The organism is Bacteroidota bacterium, assembly GCA_040388375.1.
In the GTDB taxonomy this organism is placed as follows: Bacteria; Bacteroidota; Bacteroidia; order UKL13-3; family UKL13-3; genus JAAFJM01.
This window is the reverse complement of record JAZKBU010000002.1, coordinates 125,178-146,394: the sequence shown is the minus strand read 5'-3', so window position 1 is coordinate 146,394 and position 21,217 is coordinate 125,178. Positions and strand designations below refer to the sequence as shown.

Annotated in this window: 12 protein-coding genes; 9 read left to right on the top strand and 3 right to left on the bottom strand. The window is 33.8% G+C overall.

The window, feature by feature from the left end; translation table 11 throughout:
- Positions 1 to 57: 57 nt before the first annotated feature.
- Complete coding sequence (locus V4538_02895) at positions 58 to 771, bottom strand: SIMPL domain-containing protein (protein MES2379959.1); 714 nt, start codon at positions 769 to 771, stop codon at positions 58 to 60.
- Positions 772 to 898: 127 nt separating this feature from the next.
- On the opposite strand from V4538_02895, the gene V4538_02890 reads away from it, so the two are divergent.
- The 3 genes from V4538_02890 to V4538_02880 all read left to right on the top strand — a co-directional run bounded on the left by V4538_02890 (position 899) and on the right by V4538_02880 (position 4,607).
- A complete protein-coding gene (locus tag V4538_02890; protein ID MES2379958.1) occupies positions 899 to 3,124 on the top strand; it encodes a S9 family peptidase in 2,226 nt (741 codons plus the stop codon).
- 67 nt (positions 3,125 to 3,191) lie between these two features.
- Positions 3,192 to 3,728 carry a thioredoxin family protein gene (locus tag V4538_02885; protein MES2379957.1) on the top strand — a complete coding sequence of 179 codons (537 nt, stop codon included), beginning with the start codon at positions 3,192 to 3,194 and terminating at the stop codon, positions 3,726 to 3,728.
- Between the two features lie 72 nt (positions 3,729 to 3,800).
- Positions 3,801 to 4,607, top strand: coding sequence for an SDR family oxidoreductase (locus V4538_02880; protein MES2379956.1), 807 nt, complete (start codon positions 3,801 to 3,803; stop codon positions 4,605 to 4,607).
- Positions 4,608 to 4,696: 89 nt separating this feature from the next.
- Here V4538_02880 and V4538_02875 read toward each other — a convergent pair whose 3' ends face one another.
- On the bottom strand, positions 4,697 to 5,488 hold the full coding sequence (locus V4538_02875) for a TIGR00266 family protein (protein ID MES2379955.1): 792 nt from the start codon (positions 5,486 to 5,488) through the stop codon (positions 4,697 to 4,699).
- 106 nt (positions 5,489 to 5,594) lie between these two features.
- Here V4538_02875 and V4538_02870 point away from each other — a divergent pair, with 106 nt between their 5' ends.
- The gene (locus tag V4538_02870) at positions 5,595 to 6,263 is read left to right on the top strand and encodes an oxidoreductase (GenBank protein ID MES2379954.1); all 669 of its coding nucleotides are present in this window, start codon (positions 5,595 to 5,597) and stop codon (positions 6,261 to 6,263) included.
- 84 nt (positions 6,264 to 6,347) lie between these two features.
- Positions 6,348 to 10,091 (top strand): DUF3857 domain-containing protein, encoded by a 3,744-nt coding sequence (locus V4538_02865; protein MES2379953.1) that lies wholly within the window; start codon positions 6,348 to 6,350, stop codon positions 10,089 to 10,091.
- A 68-nt stretch (positions 10,092 to 10,159) separates the two neighbouring features.
- Here V4538_02865 and V4538_02860 read toward each other — a convergent pair whose 3' ends face one another.
- Complete coding sequence (locus V4538_02860) at positions 10,160 to 11,560, bottom strand: PhoH family protein (protein ID MES2379952.1); 1,401 nt, start codon at positions 11,558 to 11,560, stop codon at positions 10,160 to 10,162.
- A 194-nt stretch (positions 11,561 to 11,754) separates the two neighbouring features.
- Here V4538_02860 and V4538_02855 point away from each other — a divergent pair, with 194 nt between their 5' ends.
- The 4 genes from V4538_02855 (at position 11,755) to V4538_02840 (ending at position 21,078) form a co-directional block, all read left to right on the top strand.
- Positions 11,755 to 12,705 (top strand): GSCFA domain-containing protein, encoded by a 951-nt coding sequence (locus V4538_02855; GenBank protein MES2379951.1) that lies wholly within the window; start codon positions 11,755 to 11,757, stop codon positions 12,703 to 12,705.
- A gap of 6 nt (positions 12,706 to 12,711) precedes the next feature.
- Positions 12,712 to 13,116, top strand: a complete 405-nt coding sequence (locus V4538_02850; protein MES2379950.1) for a hypothetical protein — start codon at positions 12,712 to 12,714, stop codon at positions 13,114 to 13,116.
- Positions 13,117 to 13,522: 406 nt separating this feature from the next.
- Positions 13,523 to 13,912: a hypothetical protein gene (locus V4538_02845; GenBank protein ID MES2379949.1), complete on the top strand. Its 390-nt coding sequence runs from the start codon at positions 13,523 to 13,525 to the stop codon at positions 13,910 to 13,912.
- A 206-nt stretch (positions 13,913 to 14,118) separates the two neighbouring features.
- Positions 14,119 to 21,078, top strand: a complete 6,960-nt coding sequence (locus tag V4538_02840) for a T9SS type A sorting domain-containing protein (protein ID MES2379948.1) — start codon at positions 14,119 to 14,121, stop codon at positions 21,076 to 21,078.
- The last annotated feature ends 139 nt before the right edge of the window (positions 21,079 to 21,217 follow it).

Here is a 21,217-nt window from a genome sequence, read left to right as displayed (position 1 = left end):
GCGCCTTATGCATTTGCATAAGGCGCTTTTTGTAGGATATAAATTTATGCTTAATTATTACTTAATAGCAAAAACCACACTTATCTGGCTGGTAATTTTTATTTGTTTCATGTCAATATTATTTTCATCAGCTCCATTGGTGTCACCCGAAGCAAAAGCACCCTGCATTTTATACATCCTGTTTGATTGATATACCGGGAAAAATTCATTGTTGGCTTGCTCGTTTATTTCCAATGCTTCGCCCAATTGCTCATTAATAGCTACCAATAAATAAGCTGCTTTTTCCTTAGCTGCTTTAATGGCATTTATTTTCATTTGCTTTTTATACTCTTCTATTTTGCTATGGCTAGTTTTGCTAATAAATACCTGGCTTATGCCTTCATCGTCAAGTCTGTCAATCAATTCATTGTACTTGGTTAAGTCACTCATTTTTAATTGATAGGTTTTACTTAAAAAGAAATCTTTTTGTTTATGTTTTTTAGGTATATAATTTCTATAACCGTAACTACCTTCAATACTTAAATTCTTTACATCAATTTTCATAGTGCTAATAACTTCGCGTAACGATTTTTCAAGCGTTTCCATAATTACTTTGTTGCCACCATCTTTATACTCTTGTAAAGTAATGGAAACATAAATTTCGTCAGGTACAATTTCCATTTCAGCAGTTCCGGTAACGGCAATGGTCTTATGGGGTGGGGTTTGCGTAGCGTTTTGTGCAAAGCTGTTTACAGCCAATAACGACAACAGGATAAATGCAATTTTTTTCATGATTTTTAAAGTTTAAGTTGATTTTTTATAATTACACCAATGGTTTTAGTTTTTATAAAATGTTTATGTTTATTCGCATTTGCATAAACCATGCCGTTTTGGTATTACAAAAGCATAATTACAATATATGAAATTTAACTACTTTACTCTCTTAAACTTAAAAAAAATAACCAGTTGTGCCATTATTTGCTTCAGCCTTGTTACAAGCCTGTTTGCTCAAAATAAAAAGCCGGTTACACTGGAAGATATATTTGTTAAAGGCAGTTTTGCAGGAGCAGGCGTGAGTGGCTTTACCTCATTAAACGATGCACGTTACTATTGTGAAACAGATAAAGACAATAATATTTTACGTTATGAGTTTGCTACCGGTAACTTGGTTGATACCATTATTACCAGTGCCAACGTATTGGTTGATAACAAGCCATTAGCCTATAGTAGTTTTGAATTCAGTACTGATGAAACTAAAATATTGTTTACTACGAATGCCGAAAGTATTTACCGCCATTCCAGCCAGTCAAATGTGTATGTATATGATTTAATAAAGAAACAATTGTTTCAGCCATTTACGCATAAGGTAATGAATAGTACCTTTTCGCCTGATGGTAATAAAATAGCTTATGTACGAGCCAATAATTTATACTACTACGATTTAACCATTAGAAAAGAAGAGGCCGTTACCAATGACGGAAAAATAAATGCCATTATAAATGGTGCTACCGATTGGGTGTACGAAGAAGAGTTTGCTATTTGGAAAGGTTTTGAATGGAGCCCTAATAGTGATAAAATAGCCTTTTACCGTTTTGATGAAAGCAATGTGAAAGAGTTTGAAATGGCTATGTATGGTAAATTATATCCTACCCAAACCAAATTTAAATACCCGAAAGCAGGAGAGTCAAACTCTTTTATTACTGTTTTAGTACATGATTTAAGAAGCCAGCTAAATGCAGAAATGGAAATAGGTAAAGAAACCGATATATATATTCCGCGTATACAATTTACTAATAATAACAATATATTGGCTATTCAACGTTTAAACCGTTTACAAAACAAACTAGAAATACTATTGGCCAATACTACTACAGGAAAATCGAATGTAATTTATACAGAAGAAAACAAATATTATTTAGATATAATTGATAGATTGGTGTTTTTAAAAGACAACAAAACATTTATTTTAACTAGCGAAAAAAGTGGCTTTAACCATTTTTATCAGTACGATTTAAATGGCAAATTAGTAAAACAAATAACAGCAGGTAATTTTGATGTAGATGCTTTTTATGGTATAGATGAAAAAACAAAAACATTGTTTTATTCAAGCCCGGAATATATAACAGGTAAAACAAGCACTAACCTTTCAGCCGAAAGATTTGTATACAGTATAGGTTTAAATGGTAAAAACAAAAAATTGCTGACACCTAAACACGGTTGGAATGGAGCCATTTTTAACCAGTCACTTTCCTATTTTTTAAATACTTGGAGTAATATAAATACACCACCCGTTTATACCATAAACAATGCAAGCGGTAAAGAAGTAAGAATGTTAGAAAACAACTCAAAATTAACGAATGTTTTAAATGAGTTTGATATTGCCAAAGCTGAGTTTATGGCTATAAGGAACGCGCAGGGTACCAGCTTAAACGCATTTGTTATTAAGCCACAAAATTTTGATGCTACTAAAAAATACCCTGTATTAATGTATGCTTACAATGGTCCTGGTCATCAGTTAGCGGTTGACAGGTGGATGGGTATGAATTACTATTATTACCAGGCACTAGCAAATAAAGGATATATTATATTTTGTGCAGATGCACGAGGAACTGGTTTTAAAGGAGAGGAATTTAAAAAATGTACTTACCTGAACCTAGGTAAGTATGAAATTGAAGACCAGATAGATTTAGCCAAACAGTTAGGTAAATTAGCTTATGTAGATGCCAATAGAATAGGTTTTTGGGGTTGGAGTTTTGGCGGTTATATGGCTAGTTTAGCCATTAGCAAAGGAGCCGATGTATTTAAAGCAGCTATAGCTGTGGCTCCGGTAACCAACTGGCGTTATTACGATAATATTTATACCGAACGTTACATGCGTACACCACAGAAAAATGGCAAAAATTATGATGATAATTCACCCATTAACCATGTAGATAAAATTAAAGGCAATTACTTAATTATTCATGGTACTGCTGATGATAACGTACATTTTCAAAACACAGTAGAAATGTTGGATGCCATGATTAAGAAAAATATAAGGTTCGATTCCGAATTTTATCCTAATAAAAACCACGGAATTAGCGGGGGGAAAACACGTTATCATTTGTATAATAAAATGTTTAACTTTTGGTTGGAGAAATTGTAAGTTATTTTACTATTATTGACCAAATATTTAACCAATACTTTTTTATACACGTATTAAAACTATAAATATGTTACAAATAGGAGATAAGTTACCTGAATTTAACCTAATAGGTTTTGACAATAAAATGCACTCAAGTTTTGAGTATGCTGATAAATATGCTTTAGTCGTTGTTTTTACCTGCGATAGCTCAGCTATATCACAATCATATAGCAAACGTATTATTGATTTGTTTGAACGATATGAAGACGATAATTTAGGTATAGTTGGTATTAACAGCAACGATGTAGTTAAATCACCAGAAGATAGTTTAGAACACATGACCAAGGCGGCTTATAAATTTGGTCTGGATAAATTGAACTTTTTGTATTTGAAAGATGAAACACAAGAAGTAGCTAAAAAATTTGGCGCACAAACCAATCCTGAAGTATTTTTATTTAATGGGAAACGTGAGTTAGTATATAAAGGTGCTATTGACGATAGTTGGGAAAATGAACACATGGTAACCCAAGCCTATTTAGAAGATGCAATAGAAGAAGCTTTAGATGGTATTGAACCTGATTTTCCGGAAGTGCCGGCAGTGGGAACTCCTATTGTTTGGAAATAGTCAATTATAATCGCTATAGGTTGGTTTTTAAATTAACTTTAAAACCAACATGCAAAATACAATACACCCCATTTGAAAAATAAAGTAATCATCATTACCGGAGCATCATCAGGCATTGGCGAGGCTTGTGCTTATGCTTTTGCCAAACAAGGAGCAAAGTTGGTATTGGCTGCGCGTAATACTGATAAACTGACACATGTAAAAAACAATTGTGAAGTATTAGGTGCTTCTTGTTTATTGGTGAAATGCGATGTAAGTGATGAGAATGATTGTAGAGATTTAATAGCACATACCATTCATGAGTACCATACCATACATGTTTTAATTAACAACGCTGGTATAAGCATGCGTGCTTTATTTGCGGAGTTAGATTTAACGGTAATAAAGCAAGTAATGGATACCAATTTTTGGGGAACAGTATATTGTACCAAATATGCCATGCCTTATTTGTTAAAAGAAAAAGGCAGTGTAATAGGAGTTAGCTCAGTAGCAGGCTTTAAAGGATTGCCGGGCCGTACGGGTTACAGTGCCAGTAAATTTGCAATGGAAGGTTTTTTAGAATCACTACGCATTGAAAACTTAAAAAAAGGTTTACACGTAGGTGTTATATGTCCGGGTTATACAGCTTCTAACATACGCAATGCTGCTTTAAACAAAGATGCCAGAAGTCAGGCCGAAAGTCCTTTTGATGAAAAGAAACTAATGCCTGCTGAAACAGTAGCCGATTACATACTCAAAATGATTACCCATAGAAGGGCTCATCAGGTTTTAACTATGCAAGGTAAATTGAGTTACTTATTACAAAAATTTGTACCACGCATATTAGATAAATTGGTTTATAACACCATTGCAAAAGAAAAAGATAGCCCTTTTAAATAATCACATTTTAATTTCTTAATGAGAAAATTATTTGTATAAAAAAAGCCAGTGTTTCCACCAGCCTTTTTTAATTATAATAACCGGTTTAATTAAAAACCATCACCATCCAAAATATTACCAAGTCCGCCTAAAATACTTCCTTGCTCTTTACCGCCACGTGTTCCGTATTGTAATATACGTCCAGCTAAACGGCTAATAGGTAATGTTTGTATCCAAACTTTTCCGGGTCCGCGTAAGGTTGCAAAAAACACTCCTTCGCCACCAAATAAAGTATTTTTAATACCGCCAACAAATTGAATATCGTACTCAATATCTTTTGTAAAAGCTACTATACAACCTGTATCTATCTTAAGCATTTCGCCCGGTTGCAATTCGCGCTCTTCTACGTGACCACCAGCATGTACAAAACACAAACCATCGCCTTCCAGTTTTTGCATAATAAAACCTTCGCCACCAAATAAGCCGGTACCTAACTTACGTTGAAACTCAATACCAACTGCTACGCCTTTGGCTGCACATAAAAACGAATCTTTTTGGCAAATTACTCTATTACCCAAACGCAATAAATCAAGTGCAATAATTTTACCCGGATATGGCGCAGCAAAGGTTACTTGTTTTTTTCCGTGACCTATATTGGTATAAGCAGTCATAAATAAACTTTCGCCAGTAAGCAAGCGTTTGCCCGCACTAAATAACTTACCGAGTATACCTGCGTTTTGCTGGCTGCCATCGCCAAAAAGGGTTTGCATTTGTATACCATCATTCATCATCATAAAACTGCCCGGCTCTGCCATTACAGTTTCGTTTGGATCAAGTTCTATTTCTACACATTGCATTTCGCTTCCAAAAATGCGGTAATCAATTTCGTGGTTATTTGACATAATTTAAATTTGTTTGATTTTTTGCTATGCAATTATAACAACTCTGCACCTAATTTTTAATGATTGGTGCTTAAGGTTTATTACTTTTATTTGTAAATAATTATAAATGGAAAAAATACAAATGAAAACGGCAATTATTGCAGGTGCCAGTGGGCTAATAGGCAAACAACTTTTGTATAACTTAATAGAAGCAGGTGAGTACGAAACGGTAATAGCTTTGGTAAGAAAAGAATTATCCATTGCTTCGCCCAAGCTGAAACAGGTAATTACTGATTTTGATGATTTAACAATGGTACAGCACTTATTGAAAGCCAATGATGTTTTTTGTTGCCTTGGTACTACCATTAAAAAAGCAGGCAGCCAGGCTGAGTTTAGAAAAGTAGATTACAAATATTGTTATCAGTTAGCCAAAGAAACATATAAGCAAGGCTCGCAAAATTTTTATTTGGTATCGGCTTTGGGTGCCAATCCGCTTTCTACTATTTTTTATAACAGGGTGAAAGGTGAAACAGAAGAAGCCATTAAACATATAGCATTTAATAGTTTTTATGTGTTCAGGCCTTCTTTATTGTTAGGTGATAGGAGGGAGTTTAGGTTGGGTGAAAAACTAGCGCAAGTTGTTATGAAACCATTTTCGTTATTTATGTTGGGTGGTCTTAAAAAATACAAACCAATAGAAGCATCGGTAATAGCTAAGGCTATGTATAAAGTGGCTCAAAAAAATGCAAAAGGAGTTATTATTATAGAAAATGAAGCCATCCCTTCTTACGCGTAATAAATTATTTTTTAATTATTTAAATTTATTTTTAACTTTTCAATAAAAGTAGTTTCTTAGCACTTTATCAATACTAAAAAGCGCATGAAAAAACTTTTGATAAGCTGTAGCTTATTACTCCTGTTTGCAAATATTATTTTTGCTCAAAAGCTTCAAAAAGGTTGGGATTTATTGAATCAAAACAACCGCAAAGAAGCCAAAGAATTTTTTGAAAAAGCTGTTAACGAACCTGCTACAAAAGCCGAGGCAGCCTTAGCATTATCAATTATGAATAGGTTTGAATCAAAACCTACTGAAGCTTTTAAGTATTTTAAAACCTTTTTTGAAAATACGGATGAACCTTATGCCTATGCTTTTGCATTGTGGTCAACAGGTTGTTTAAATATTAATTATGGAAAAAAGACGGATGAACAATTGGCTTTTTTACAAAAAGTAATTGCTGACCCAAAAGCCAATGGAACCATGAAAGCCATGGCAAATCAAATGTTGGGCTACCATTATGAAAATGCAAACCAATTAAAGAAAGCTGTTGAAGAGCATAAAAAACAAATGGCTATTACCCAATGGCAATTTTTAGGCACTTTTGATAATACATCGGCCAGTGGATTTAATAAAAACTTTGGAGCAGTTGAAAAACCACAAGCAGATGCGGTATTTAAAAACAAAGTAAATGCAAAAGTAGGTTGGCAAACCATACCCGTTATTCGTGAGGATAATTGGGTTGATTTTTCTTTTCAGTTTAGCTTAAACAGCTCTATTATTTATGCGCAAACGTATGTAAACAGCCCAACAGACCAAACTGTTTATTTAAGAGCAGGAGTGAGTGGTTCACTTAAAGTTTGGTTAAACGATAAAGTAGTAATAGCTGAAAAAGAAGAACGTAATAACGACCTTGATAACTATGCTACCAAAGTGAAGTTAACACAAGGTTATAACAGAATACTAGTTCAGGTGGGTAAAAGCGAGGTTAACCGCGCTAACTTTATGTTGCGTATTACCGATGAAAATGCAATGCCAATAAATGGTTTAACCTATATGTCGTCATACCAAGCGTATAAAAAAGACAATACAACTGATACCAATAGCATAGCCTTTTTTGCGGAAGATTATTTCGTGAAAAAATTAGCAAAATCACCTGATAATTTTATTGATTTAATGATGCTTGCTGAAATATACATGCGTAATGATAAAGTATATGATGCCCGTAAAATTTTACAAAAACTAAAAGATGCCAATCCAAAAAGCACCATTATTGGTCAACTGTTAATTGATGCTTATGATAAGGATGATAACAATACGGACTTAACTAAAGAGCAAGGCCGTATTAAGTTAGACGACCCGGAATCAATGTATGCTATTAAGTTGCTGATAGACGAAGCGTATAACAAAGAAGATTACGATGAAGTAGAAACCTTATTACATAAATTAGAAGATAATTATGGTAAAACAGTTTATACCGAGTTAGTAAATATTAACTTATTAAGTCAGCGTAAACAATATGATAAGCTTATTCAGGTTATCAATAATGCTTATGTGAAATACCCTGATGTGTACGATTTTGTTTCGTTAAAATATGCAGTAGAGTCAAATGGAAGTAAAGATATTGGAGCAGGGAATGCCGTATTGAAAAAATACCTTAAAAACAATTACCGCGATAGATCATTAACCCAATTAGCCGATAACAGTATTAAGTTAGGTAACTCAGCCGAAGGTTTTAAAATTTACACCAAACGTGTTACTGATTACCCTTATGCTACCCAATATTACAACGATTTAAGCGATTTGTATTTAGGTAAACAAGATTATGAAAATGCGGTGAAATGGCAATTACAAGTAACTGAAATAGCCCCAACACATGGTTCATCGTGGAATACTTTGGGTAATATTTACATGAGTATGGAAGGCAAAGAAGTAGAAGCTAAAAATGCGTATAACAAAGCTATTTACTTTGACCCGACTGATTATGATGCACGTAAACAATTGCGTAAATTAGAAGGTAAAAAAGAATTGTTTGAGAAATTTAAAAAAGTGAATGCGGTTGAAATATTTAAAAAATCGCCTAAAGCAGAAGATTTCCCTGAAGACAATAGCATTATTTTATTGAATGAAATGGAACGCATTGTATATCCGGAAGGTGCTACCGAAGAAAAATCGGAATTGGTTATAAAAGTATTTAACCAGGCAGGTATTGATACATGGAAAGAATACTCGGTATCATACAATGGCTACTCACAACGTTTAATAGTTGATAAAGCAGAAGTATTTAAGGCTGATGGTAGCAAAGTACAAGCTGAAACACGCGATAATTATTTTGTGTTTACCGCTTTGGAGCCAGGTGATGCTATACATATGTTATATAAAATTGAAAGCTATTATTCAGGTAAACTATCAGAACATTTTTGGGATAAATTTACCTTTAACTATTTCTTTCCGGCAGGTTTAACACGTTATAGTTTAATACTACCAAAGGATAAAAAATTTAAATACCAAATGATTAACGCTGACAACAAACCGGAGGAAAGCGAGTTTGATGATTTTAAAATGTATGTGTGGGAGCAAAACAATAAACCGGCTTTAAAACAGGAGTCGTATGCACCACCTCTGGCCGATATTGGTATTGCTTTAGAAATATCGTCAATTGAGGATTGGAACTATATAGCTAATTGGTATGCTGATTTATCAGAATCAAAATCGGAAGCTAACTATGAGGTAAAAGAAACAGTAGCCAATTTGTTTAAAAACAAAACAGGTTTAAGCCAATTAGAAAAAGCCAAAATAATTTACAACTATATTGAAAGTAATATTAGCTATAGCAGTATTGCATTCTTACAAAGTTCGCACGTGCCTAAAAAAGCGGCAAGTACTTTAAATACTAAGCTGGGCGATTGTAAAGATTTATCAACCTTGTTTGTATCAATGGCAAAAGAAGTAGGTATAGAAGCCAATTTAATATTGGTAAATACCCGTAACAATGGTGACTCTGATATGGTATTGCCAAGCATTAACTTTAACCATTGTATAGCTTATGCCGTACTTGATAAACAACCGTATTATATTGAGTTAACTTCACAAAAATTATCGTTTGGTACTTTAGGTAATAACTTGTTACATGCTAAGTCGTTGTTTATTCCAAAAAATACCAAAACTACTTCTACATTATTGCCAATTAAAGATTCGAAACGTGCTTTAAATGCAATATGGCGTGAAACCAATTTAACTTTTGATAACAATGTTTTAAATGCCAAACGTACCAGTTATCGCTCAGGTGTATTTGCAGAAGGAACACGCTCCACTTATGCTGATATAGGTAAAGAAAAGCAAGAGAAAGAAATGCTTGAATCATTAAGCAGTGACTTTACCAATACGGTTACTTTAACCAGCTTAAGCTTTAGCGATTTAAAAACATTGAACGATACCGTATCGTACAACTATGTGTTCAATACTAAAAATGTATTTACCGATGTAGCAGGTTTAAAAATTTTTAGAATGCCTTGGACGGATGCTTACCGTGCCGTTGATTTTGTATCGACCGATACAAGAAACTATGCATTTAATATGTGGGAGTTAACCGATGCTGAAACAGTGAAAGAGCAAATAACCATTGAGTACCCTAAAGGTAAACTATTGGCTGATGTTCCTAAAAATGTGAAGTTAAACTGTAAAGGAATAGACTATTCAATTACGTATAAAGTATTACCCAATAAATTAGTGGCAGTACGTGAGTTAAAATGTAAAGATGTAATTATTACACCAAAAGATTATGCAGAGTTTAAAGAGTTCTTTAACAAAATTTCGGAGAACGATTCATTACAAATTGGTTTTAAATAAACCATAGTTTAAAAAACAAAAAAGGGTGCTTTAAATATTTAAAGCACCCTTTTTTATGGTTTATAGTTTTATAATAACTGGTTAGCTAAATTAGCCAGTTCACTTCGTTCTCCTTTTTCTAAGGTTATATGCGCATACATTTCGTTGTCTTTTATCCTATCCATTAAATACGATAATCCGTTTGATTGCGAATCAAGGTAAGGTGTATCTATCTGGTGAATATCGCCTGTAAAAATTATTTTGGTTCCTTCGCCCGCACGGGTAATAATGGTTCTTACCTCCAGTGGTGTTAAGTTTTGTGCTTCATCTATTATAAAAATAATGTTCGATAAACTTCTACCCCTGATATAAGCCAGTGGCGAAATCATTATTTTTTCGTTGTTAACCATTTCAGTTAATTTCTGGTATTCTTTATCGCTTTCTTTCCATTGGTTCTGAATCATTTTTAAATTATCCCACAGCGGTTCCATGTATGGGTTAATTTTTGATTTAATATCGCCCGGTAAAAAACCAATATCGCGGTTGTTTAAAGGAATAATAGGCCTTGCCAAATAAATCTGTCTGAAATCAGAACGTTGCTGTAAAGCCCCGGCTAAAGCCAAAAGGGTTTTACCAGTACCAGCCATACCTTGTATAGTAACCAAACTTACCTTTGGGTTTAGTACCGCATGTAAAGCAAAAGCTTGTTCCGCATTACGTGGTTTAATACCGTGGCCAGTTTGTTTATCTACTCTTTTTAAGCATTCTGTATCTGCTTCGTAAAAACAAAGCACGGAGGTTTTATCGTTTTTTAAAATAAAATAATGATTGGCTTTAGGGCGTTGTTTAATAGCAAATTCGTAATGCACAAAACCTTTGGCGTATATTTCTTCAATAACACTTGGTTTTACTTTTTCTATAATTGAATTGCCACTGTATAAACCTTCCAGATTTTTTATCTTACCCGTTTCATAATCTTCCGCATGTAAGTTTAATGATTTGGCTTTAAGCCTAAGGTTTACATCCTTGGTAATTAATACTACTTTACATTCAGGATTTTCTTCCTTCATTACAGTAGCAGCATTAATAATTTTATGGTCAGCCTTGCGTTCGCCAAATACTATTTGTGCATCAATACCTTTTGGCTTTTCATTCATTATAACCTTAAACATACCCCGTTTGGGCCCGTTAATAGGCATCCAGTTTTGTATAGTATATTCACCCGAAAGTTTGTCTAAGTACCTGATGAATTCGCGGGCTTCAAAGTTGATGGTATCGTTGCCCTTTTTAAAGTTATCAAGTTCCTCTAACACCGTAATAGGTATAGCTACATTATGTTCCTGGAAATTTTTAATGGCATTATGGTCAAATAAAATAACAGATGTATCCAATACAAATATTTTCTTTTGAGCAGTTTCTTTTTTTACCGCAGTAGTTTTTTTTGCAGCTACTTTGGTTACTTTCTTCTTCGCGACAATTTTCTTAGCCATATTGTTAGTTAGTAATTAATAGTAATAAACACTTGTGTTTTATCAAAAATGTATTTAAACCATTTAAATTTTATAATAAACTTTTAAACACATGTGAATTGAGTAAATTTGAACGCTTCACTGATACTGCTGTTTTTATGGACGAAGTGAACCAGCTATAAATTTAAAAAGAACGTAAGAGATTAATTTTTTGAATGAAATTTAGTATTGATTATAACATAAAGCCACTTGCAAATACATTGAATATGAATGATTCAATGCTGGCTGTTGGTTCATGCTTTGCCGAAAACATGGCTGCTAAAATGCAAGAAAATGGTTTTAACATCATGCTGAATCCTAATGGCATTGTGTTTAATCCGCATAGTATATTCAGCCATTTGCAAGATTACGTTGGTAACAAAAATTTAACAGAAGAAGAACTTGTTTTACATGATGGTCTATGGCATAGTATGCAACACCATGGTTCGTTTTCAAGTGCTGATAAAGCAAAGTTAATAGCCAATGTAAATACCCAGATAGCACAAGCACATAATCAATTAAAACAAGCTGATTGGTTGTTTATTACCTTAGGTTCTGCCTGGGTTTATGAGTACTTACCTACACAAAAAAAAGTAACCAATAACCATAAGCTATCTGCTGATTTATTTAATAAAAAATTGCTGTCTATTGATGAGCTATATAATCAGTTTGAAACCGTTTGGCAAAGTATAAAACAAATAAACCCAACTATAAAAATGCTTTGGAGCGTTAGTCCCGTTAGGTATGTACGTGATGGCTTATATGAGAACAACATTAGTAAATCAATATTACATCTGTTGGTTCATCAAATTGTAAATACTAATCCTACTAATTGTTTTTATTTTCCTGCTTACGAAATTGTAATAGATGAACTACGTGACTACAGATTTTATAAAGAAGATTTGGTACACCCCAATGAGTTGGCAATAAATTACGTTTGGCAAAAATTTACAGCTACTTGTTTTGATAAAAACAGTATTGATTACTTAAATGATTTTCAAAAGTACAATATGTTAATAAACCATAAACCATTACATACCGATAGTGTAAGCTATCAAAAATATAAAGAGCAATGTGCTCATTTGCGCGATTACATAAATAATAAATACACAAAAAATATTGACTAATAAGTTATGTTAAAAGATATAGAAGAACCAGCATTTGATGGAGTAGGAGTAGCGGTAGTATATGAAACCAATGACGAGGGAGAGAAAGTATGGAATGTATATTTGATTAATTTCAATAATGCATTGATTGATGGAGTATTGGTGAGTAGTAAAGGTTATGGCATAATTAATAACGAAGAAATAAAAACCAGCGAGTTACGCCACTTTTTAGATACCATAGAGGCACTTGATTATGCCAAAATTGAACCTATACAGGAAGAAGTATTTGTATTGAACAATGAGTACTGGGTAAGTTTCTTTTTAGATGGTAAAATGTACGACCGAAAATTCATTTTTACAGCCCATAATATTTCAAAAAGCAAATTAGCCCATATTAACTTAATTGATAAACAAGGCGTTTTATTAATGTAAATAGTCCTTTTATTTTTGAATTTGTTAAATTATTTAGCCTCATTTTTAATGTATTGGCTTTTTTGTTCGTAAGAAATCTTGTTGCATAATTTATTTAGTACAGAGTTTAAATGTTATCAGTCAGTGTATTATGTGAATAATTTTAAGTATTTTTTCTAAAAAATACTTTTATGGTACAATGAATGACTATCATTTTTTGGGTTTAAAAATTTTACATTGACATTAATTCGCTATTAATATAGATAAATATGCGCTTTAGATGTCAATAATAGCTGTTCGTGTATTATTAACGCCCGTTTGTCTGTCATTTTAGTCAACATGAGTAAATTTAGGTTGTTTTTGTTGGAAACTTTTTTTTGTTGAAGGAATAAGTTAGAAATTGGCTGTTATCAAATAGTTACCAAACTTGAAAAAACAGCTACATAATCTAATTCTCTTTATAATAGTAGGTAGTTTGCTTAATGGGGCATTATTCAATCGTATTGGTTCAAGAATAGCGGATCAGCCATATTTACAACATGTATTTTATGCAATTTTAGGACTGACAATCACCGATTCTATTAATTTAAGTACAGAAATTAAATACTCAAAAAGAATTTTACCTAATAATCTGCCTCCTGATACCAATAATAATACTTCGAACTTAATGAATGGAGTATTTCATATATATAACTCTTCATTTTTGTTGTATCGGCTAAAATTATATGCTATTGGTATTAGTGGAGTATTTGCTATTAAGTTGAACGAAAAGTTGAGTAAACCATTCAAAAATGATTTATTACGGCCACCTTGGTAATATAGCTTATTGTTTTAACCGCTCATTCAAAAAAGAACAAATTTCTGTTCAAAATAATAATCAATTTAATTGAACTGCTTTGAAATCAATAGCTAAATAATACTCATTATTTAGTAATGACTTTTTATTGTATTGCCAAACTTGGCTGGTAATGAATAAAATGAGATTCCAACTAGCGTTCTTCAAACTACTTAACAAATAACAAAATGAAAAAAAATTTACTATTATTAGTTGCTCTCATTGCAACCAGTTTTGCCTTTGCTCAGGTGAATGTAACATCATCGGGGGGGACTCCCACAGCAGCTTATACAACGCTAGCTACTGCTTTTGCAGCTGTGGATAGTGGTTTGCATACAGGTATTATATCTATTGGCATTTCGGCCAATACTACTGAAACTGTTTCTGCTACACTAATTGCAAGCGGTAGCAGTTCTGCGTCTTATACCAGTATTTCAATATCGCCAACTGGTGGTGCTTCAAGAACCATTACAGGTGCTATTACAGGTCATTTAATTGACTTAAATGGTGCAAGAAATGTTACCATTAATGGATTGAATTCTGCTGGTAACGCACTAACAATTAGCAATACAGCAACTGGTGCTTCTAGTTGTATTCGCTTTATTGCAGATGCGTCTTTGAATACCGTTACAAACTGTACAATTACAGGTTCAACAACGTCATTTGGTAACATCTTTTTTTCTACCGGCAATACTAATGGTAATGATAGTAATACCATAAGCAATAACAATATTGGTGTTGCAGGAAGTAATTACCCTGTAAATGGAGTTTACTCCTTAGGTACGAGTTCAACCATTGAAAATAATAACAATACAATATCAAGCAATAATATTTTCGATTTTTTTAGTGCTACCGCTGTAACTAGTGGTATCAATGTTAATTCTGGCAATTCAAATTGGATCATTAGTAATAACAAATTATATCAAACAGCCACCAGAACTTACACTACAGGAAATACACACAATATTATTATTATTACTTCGGGAAATGGTTATGCTATAACAAACAATACTATTGGCTATGCAGCGGCAAACGCTACAGGAGTTTATACTTTGGCAGGAACTATTGCCACCAGGTTTATAGGAATAAATTTAAGTGTAGGAACATCACCATCTACTTCTGTTCAAGGTAATACAATTGCAGCAATTAGTTTAGCAACATCAAGTGGCGCTACAACAGCTAATGGCGTTATTTGTGGTATTAATATTACAAGCGGAAATGTAAATGTAGGGACTAATACCGGAAATGTGATTGGTTCCAATGCTGGTGTTAATAGCATTGTTGCTACACCTACCACTACAGGCGGTTTAGTAGTGGGAATAAACTCTAGTTCAACTGGAACTATTGATATTCAAAACAATGTTATTGGCGCGTTGTCATGTTCAGGCACAACTGCTACAATAGCAGGTAGTATAACTGGGGTTAATGTTTCTGGGGCAGCGGCCTTAATAACCATTTCAGGTAATACTATTGGTAATTCAACTGCTAACAATATGAGAGGTGGAACAGTTGGTTTAACTACGGGTGGTTCGTTGGTTAGTGGTGTTAACTTACCTTCAACTCCTACAACAGCTTTAATAAATAACAATACAATTCAAAATCTAATATCAGTAGGGGCTAGCACTTCTTCATATGTTAGAGGAGTACAAACAACAACAGCATCGCTCGCTACCGCTGTTAATTGGTCTATATCTAATAATACTATTAATAATCTTACTACTAATTCAACCTTAACTGGTATTAGTAGTGGTTTGTGCTCAGCAAGTGGAATTCATCATTTGTCTTCTCAAGGTTCTGTTATTTCACAAAACAGTATTAGTAATATCTCGAATACTAATACAACTGCAACCACAAATATACTTGTAGCCGGTATTGTATCGGCCAATGCTGCAGTAACTACAAGTTTAGGAACTGTTATTAGTAGAAATAAAATTTGGGGCTTGAGCAATGCTTCTATTGGAACTACAGCAACTGCACCTCCTATTGTAGCCGGGATAGCTGTTAGATCGGGTAACAATATTGCTGCTATTAATAACAATATGATATCATTGGGTAATGGACAAACAACCAATACTTCTTTTATTGGAATTTGGTGTAATAATGGTTCAACTCCAAATCCCACTGCAAATATCTATTACAATACTGTAAATATAGAAGGAACTGCGACCTCAGGAGCATTACCAAGTTTTGCTTTTTTAAGAGCTCAATATGTTTCTACAACAGCTAATACAATTACTGTAGATGTTAAGTATAATATATTTCAAAATAATCGCAATGGTGGCACAGGACAGCATTTCGCTATAAGTAATGGATTTAATAGTACAACGGTAAGTGCTACAGGTTGGGCTGCTGGTGTATCAAATTATAATGTGTTAAATGCCAATGTATCTACAGTTGGTCATTGGACAAGTGTACAAACTTTTTCTGGTTGGAAAACTGCTTCTGCTAGTGATGCAAATAGTATTTCTAATATTACAACAAGTTTTGTTAATTCAGCTTCTGGAGATTTGCATTTAAATATGGGTACTACACCTACTCAAATTGAGTCAGGAGGAGCGGCTGTTTCTGGTATTAATAATGATTTTGATAACGATGTACGTCAAGGTTCTGTTGGTTATACTGGGTCTGGTTTCGCCCCTGATTTAGGTGCGGACGAATTTAATGGCGTTCAACTTGATTTAAATCCGCCTAGTGTTTCTCTTGCATCATTAGGTAATAGTCCAGTAACTTTAAATAGAACAGTTTCTGCTACTATTACTGATGCTAATGGCGTTAGAATTAGTACTGATGGACCTAAATTATATTACAAAAAGACTACTGATAATAATACTTTAATCGGTAATACTAGTGCTGATAATGGTTGGAAATATGTAAGTGCAACTAATGTTGGTTCGTTGTTTACTTTCAATATTGATTATTCAATATTGAATGGTGGTGCTGTGGCTGCAAACGATACAATTCAGTATTTTATTGTTGCTATGGATAGTTCTCCAAATAATAATATTGTTGTTAGTAACGGAACTTTGGCATTAACCACCACTAGCACGATATTGGGATCAGCTAATTTTCCAATTACAGGTTTAACTAGTTATTATAGAATAGTAGGTAATCTTTCCGGAGTTGTAACAGTTGGTGTTGGGGGGACTTATTCATCATTTACCAATGCAGGCGGTTTGTTTGATGATATTAATAATAAATATGTAAATGGCAATATTACAGCACAAGTAATAAGCGATATTAGTACTGAATTAGGTTCAATTGGATTGTTAGAATTTAATACAGCCTATCAATTGTCAATAGTTCCAGATGCTGCTGTGTTGCGCACTGTTTCTACTACATCAGCCGTTTTGTTTGGCTTTTTGGGTGCTGATAATGTAACAATTGATGGGAGAAGTGGTGGTAGTGGTAAGTATTTGTTATTACAAAATAACAATACATCTACTACTTCAATTGCATTGCTACTTTCTAATATAACAAATACTAGTAATGGATGTCAAAATATAAATATAAGAAATACCTTGTTTGAAAGTGGAAGTACCAATTTATCAGGAGGTACATTGGTTAATAATATACATATCCAAAACAACGGGCATAGGAAAATTTTTGTGGATAGTTGCGAGTTTAAAAAGGCTTATAATGGTGCTGTTGTTGGTGCAGGAACGGTTACTATTAACTATGATAGCTTATTTTTTACCAATAATATTTTTGGAGAAGATTTAGCAACTAAATATTTAACCTTTTCTGGAATTCAATTATTCTATACCTCTAATTCGTTTGTTAAAAATAATATATTTAAAAATTTAGTAACTAATTTAGCAATAAACAATAGTTCTATTTTAGTAAATACAGGTTGTTCAAATGTTGTGGTAGAGCAAAATAGAATGTTTGGAAATAGATCTACAAATACAGGGCTTTATGGCACTTATGGTATAAGTGTATTAGCAGGTACAAATATTACCATAAAGAACAATGCTATTTATAATATTAATTCAGCGTCTTATAATTTAACAACGACAACCGATAATACATATGGTATAAGATTGGCTGTGGCATCGGGGGTGAAAATATATAACAATAGCATCTCAATTGATAGTGCTTCTTTAAATACAACCTCTGCTCAATATACAGCTTGTATTGCAAATTTTGGAGCTACTGGCGTTGAAATTGTAAACAATATTTTAAGAAACGCCCAAACTGGTTTTACGGGTTCAAAAGCTTATGCACTGTATTTATCATCAGGAACTGTAACTAACGCAAGTAATAATGTTTTATATACTACAGGTCCGAATGCAGTTTTGTCATTGGTTGGTACTACAGACTATGCCTCTTTACCAGCATTACAAGCAATTACAAGTTCACATGCTAATTCATCTACCGTGAATCCAAATTATACTGATGCAAATAGTAATTTAACACCATTGTCTTGTATTGTAAATAATAGCGGTATAGCTTTGTCAGATGTAACCAATGATATCAATGGAACAGCCAGGAGTTCAAACCCTGATATTGGAGCTTTTGAGTTTACACCGGCACCAATTACAGCTCCAACCGCTACTAGTCCAATAAACTATTGTAAAAATAGCTCTACTACTAGTTTATCAGCTACAGGAGTTAATACATTAATATGGTACACCAATGCAGTTGGTGGGGTAGGTAATTTAACAGCACCAATTCCTACAACTACAACGCCAGGTAGCATTAATTTTTACGTAGCAGATAGCAACCAAATATTGGGTTGTGTTTCTCCAAGAACACAAATTGTAGTTAACATAAGCGATTCCGTTTATAATAATACAATTACTTCATCGCCACAAACCATTTGTTCGGGTTCAACCCCTGCATCATTAACAGCATCAACTCCAACCGGTGGTGACGGAACTACTTATACTTACTCATGGTTGAGTTCAACTACAAGTGCCACTGCAGGTTTTGCAGCAGCAAGTGGAACTAACAATACCCAAAACTATACTCCGGGTGCTTTAACAGCCAGTACATGGTATAGAAGAAGAGTAACATCAGGATCATGTGCAGCAGATACTACAGCAGCAGTAGCCGTAACAGTAAATGCTGTAATAGCAGACAATACCATAGCCAGCAGCCAATCTATTTTAAGTGGAGCAACGCCAACCGGATTAACTGGTGCATTGCCAACAGGTGGAAACAGCACTTATACTTATACATGGTTGATATCAACTACCAGTGCAACAACAGGCTTTAGTGCTATAGGTAGCAGCAATACCCAAAACTACAGTCCGGGTGCTTTAACTGCAAATACATGGTATAGAAGATTAGTAGTTTCAGGTTCATGCTCTGATACCTCAAGCGCTGTAGCTATTAGTGTAACAAGTGCCATAGCTAATAATACTATAAGTGGTACAAGTACTATTTGCTCAGGTTCAACGCCAACAGGTTTAACTGGTGCATTACCAACCGGAGCAACAGGAACTTATACTTATACTTGGTTAAGTTCAACTACTAGTGCAACTGCAGGCTTTAGTGTCATAGCCAGTAGCAATACACAAAACTATAGCCCGGGTTCATTAACGCAAACTACATGGTACAGACGTTACGTGGTATCGGGTGCTGCAAGCGATACTTCTACTGCGGTAACAATTACTGTAAATACTCCGGGTATCTGGGGTGGTACTGTGAGTGCTGCATGGAATAATACGGCTAACTGGACTTGTCCTCAAATACCAACATCAACTACCAATGTTACTATTAGCAGTGGTGCTACTAATATGCCAACTATTACAGATGTACAACAATGTAATAATTTAACTATAAATAGCGGAGCAACCTTAACTTTAATAGGTGCAACTGCACAATTAAATTTATATGGTGCATTTACCAATAATGGAACATTTACCAATAGCAGCACAGGTAAAACAGTGTTTAGTGGAAGTACACAACAAACAGTACCGGCAGGTAATTACACTAAATTGCAAATAAACAATGCTACAGGAGTTATATTAGGTGGAGCAGTAGTTTTAAGCGATTCATTATTGTTGAGCAATGGTATACTTACATTAGATGCTAACAATTTAACATTAGGTGCCAGTTCTTATGCCAGTGCAGGAAGTGCAACCAGTTTTATAAGAACCAATGGAACAGGTTCAATTATAGTAAACGGAGTCGGTAGTACAGGTAAAACAGGTAGTGTAAGAATACCGGTAGGAAATGCCACTTACAACCCGGCTATATTAGTGAATACAGGAACAACCGATAACTATACAGTACGTTTATTTGATAGTGTAACAACAAACTATACAGGTTCGGTAGCAACAGGTGCTAAGTTAACCAGTAACGCATTAAACCGCACTTGGATTATAAACGAAGGAACTGCAGGTGGAAGCAATGCAACAGTAACATTACAATGGAATACAGCTGATGAATTATCAGGCTTTAACCGTGCATTATGTTATGTAGCCCGTTACAATGGAACCGTTTGGATGAGTACTACTTCAGCAACTGCAACAGGTTCAAATCCATACACACAAACCCGTTCAGGTATTACTTCATTTTCTCCATTTAGTGTGGGTAGCGGAGGAACTTTACCGGTTGAGTTAGTAGTATTTGCCGGTACAAGAAAATCGGAAAAAGCATACTTAAGATGGACTACAGCCAGTGAAATAAACAACGATTATTTTATAGTAGAACGCAGTTTAGACAATAAAGTATTCGAGCCAATCGGACAAAAAATAAAAGGCCAGGGCAATAGCAATAATGTTAATCAGTATGAAAGTGTTGATGCAGATGCTATGAATTATGCTTTAGCTAATAATAGTTCAACGGTTTATTATCGTTTACGTCAGGTTGATTTTGATGGCAGTATTAATTATTCAAAATCAATCAGCATATTATTTGATGATGAGTTTATAGTATTCAATGCTACTATTTCTCCTAATCCGTTTGATGGTTTAGTGCAATTAAATGTTTTAACAAATAATGAAGCACCAGCACAAATAGAAATAATTGACATCAAAGGTTTGGTTGTATACTCAGAAAAATTGAATTTCTTACAAGGAAACTCGAACTATGTATTGCATAACTTAGATCAGTTAGCCGAAGGAATGTACTTTATAAAAGTAAAACAGGGTATTGATGTAAAAGTAATTAAAGCAACCAAAACCAATAGTATTAAATAATTAAACTATTTAATACAAAATAATAATTGTTTTAAAAAAGGGCTGTTTGTTTATACAAACGGCCCTTTTTATGTAAATCAGCAAACGGTTTTTAAAAATAAGTACAGTTAACTGAAAATAAAAAGCTGCCTCAAAATTA

What these genes read in the sequence shown, in the direction of transcription:
- V4538_02895 (MES2379959.1), bottom strand. Translation starts at nt 771, where the DNA reads ATGAAAAAAATTGCATTTATCCTGTTGTCGTTATTGGCTGTAAACAGC.
- V4538_02890 (MES2379958.1), top strand. Translation starts at nt 899, where the DNA reads ATGAAATTTAACTACTTTACTCTCTTAAACTTAAAAAAAATAACCAGT.
- V4538_02885 (MES2379957.1), top strand. Translation starts at nt 3,192, where the DNA reads ATGTTACAAATAGGAGATAAGTTACCTGAATTTAACCTAATAGGTTTT.
- V4538_02875 (MES2379955.1), bottom strand. Translation starts at nt 5,488, where the DNA reads ATGTCAAATAACCACGAAATTGATTACCGCATTTTTGGAAGCGAAATG.
- V4538_02870 (MES2379954.1), top strand. Translation starts at nt 5,595, where the DNA reads ATGGAAAAAATACAAATGAAAACGGCAATTATTGCAGGTGCCAGTGGG.
- V4538_02865 (MES2379953.1), top strand. Translation starts at nt 6,348, where the DNA reads ATGAAAAAACTTTTGATAAGCTGTAGCTTATTACTCCTGTTTGCAAAT.
- V4538_02860 (MES2379952.1), bottom strand. Translation starts at nt 11,560, where the DNA reads ATGGCTAAGAAAATTGTCGCGAAGAAGAAAGTAACCAAAGTAGCTGCA.
- V4538_02855 (MES2379951.1), top strand. Translation starts at nt 11,755, where the DNA reads ATGAAATTTAGTATTGATTATAACATAAAGCCACTTGCAAATACATTG.
- V4538_02850 (MES2379950.1), top strand. Translation starts at nt 12,712, where the DNA reads ATGTTAAAAGATATAGAAGAACCAGCATTTGATGGAGTAGGAGTAGCG.
- V4538_02840 (MES2379948.1), top strand. Translation starts at nt 14,119, where the DNA reads ATGAAAAAAAATTTACTATTATTAGTTGCTCTCATTGCAACCAGTTTT.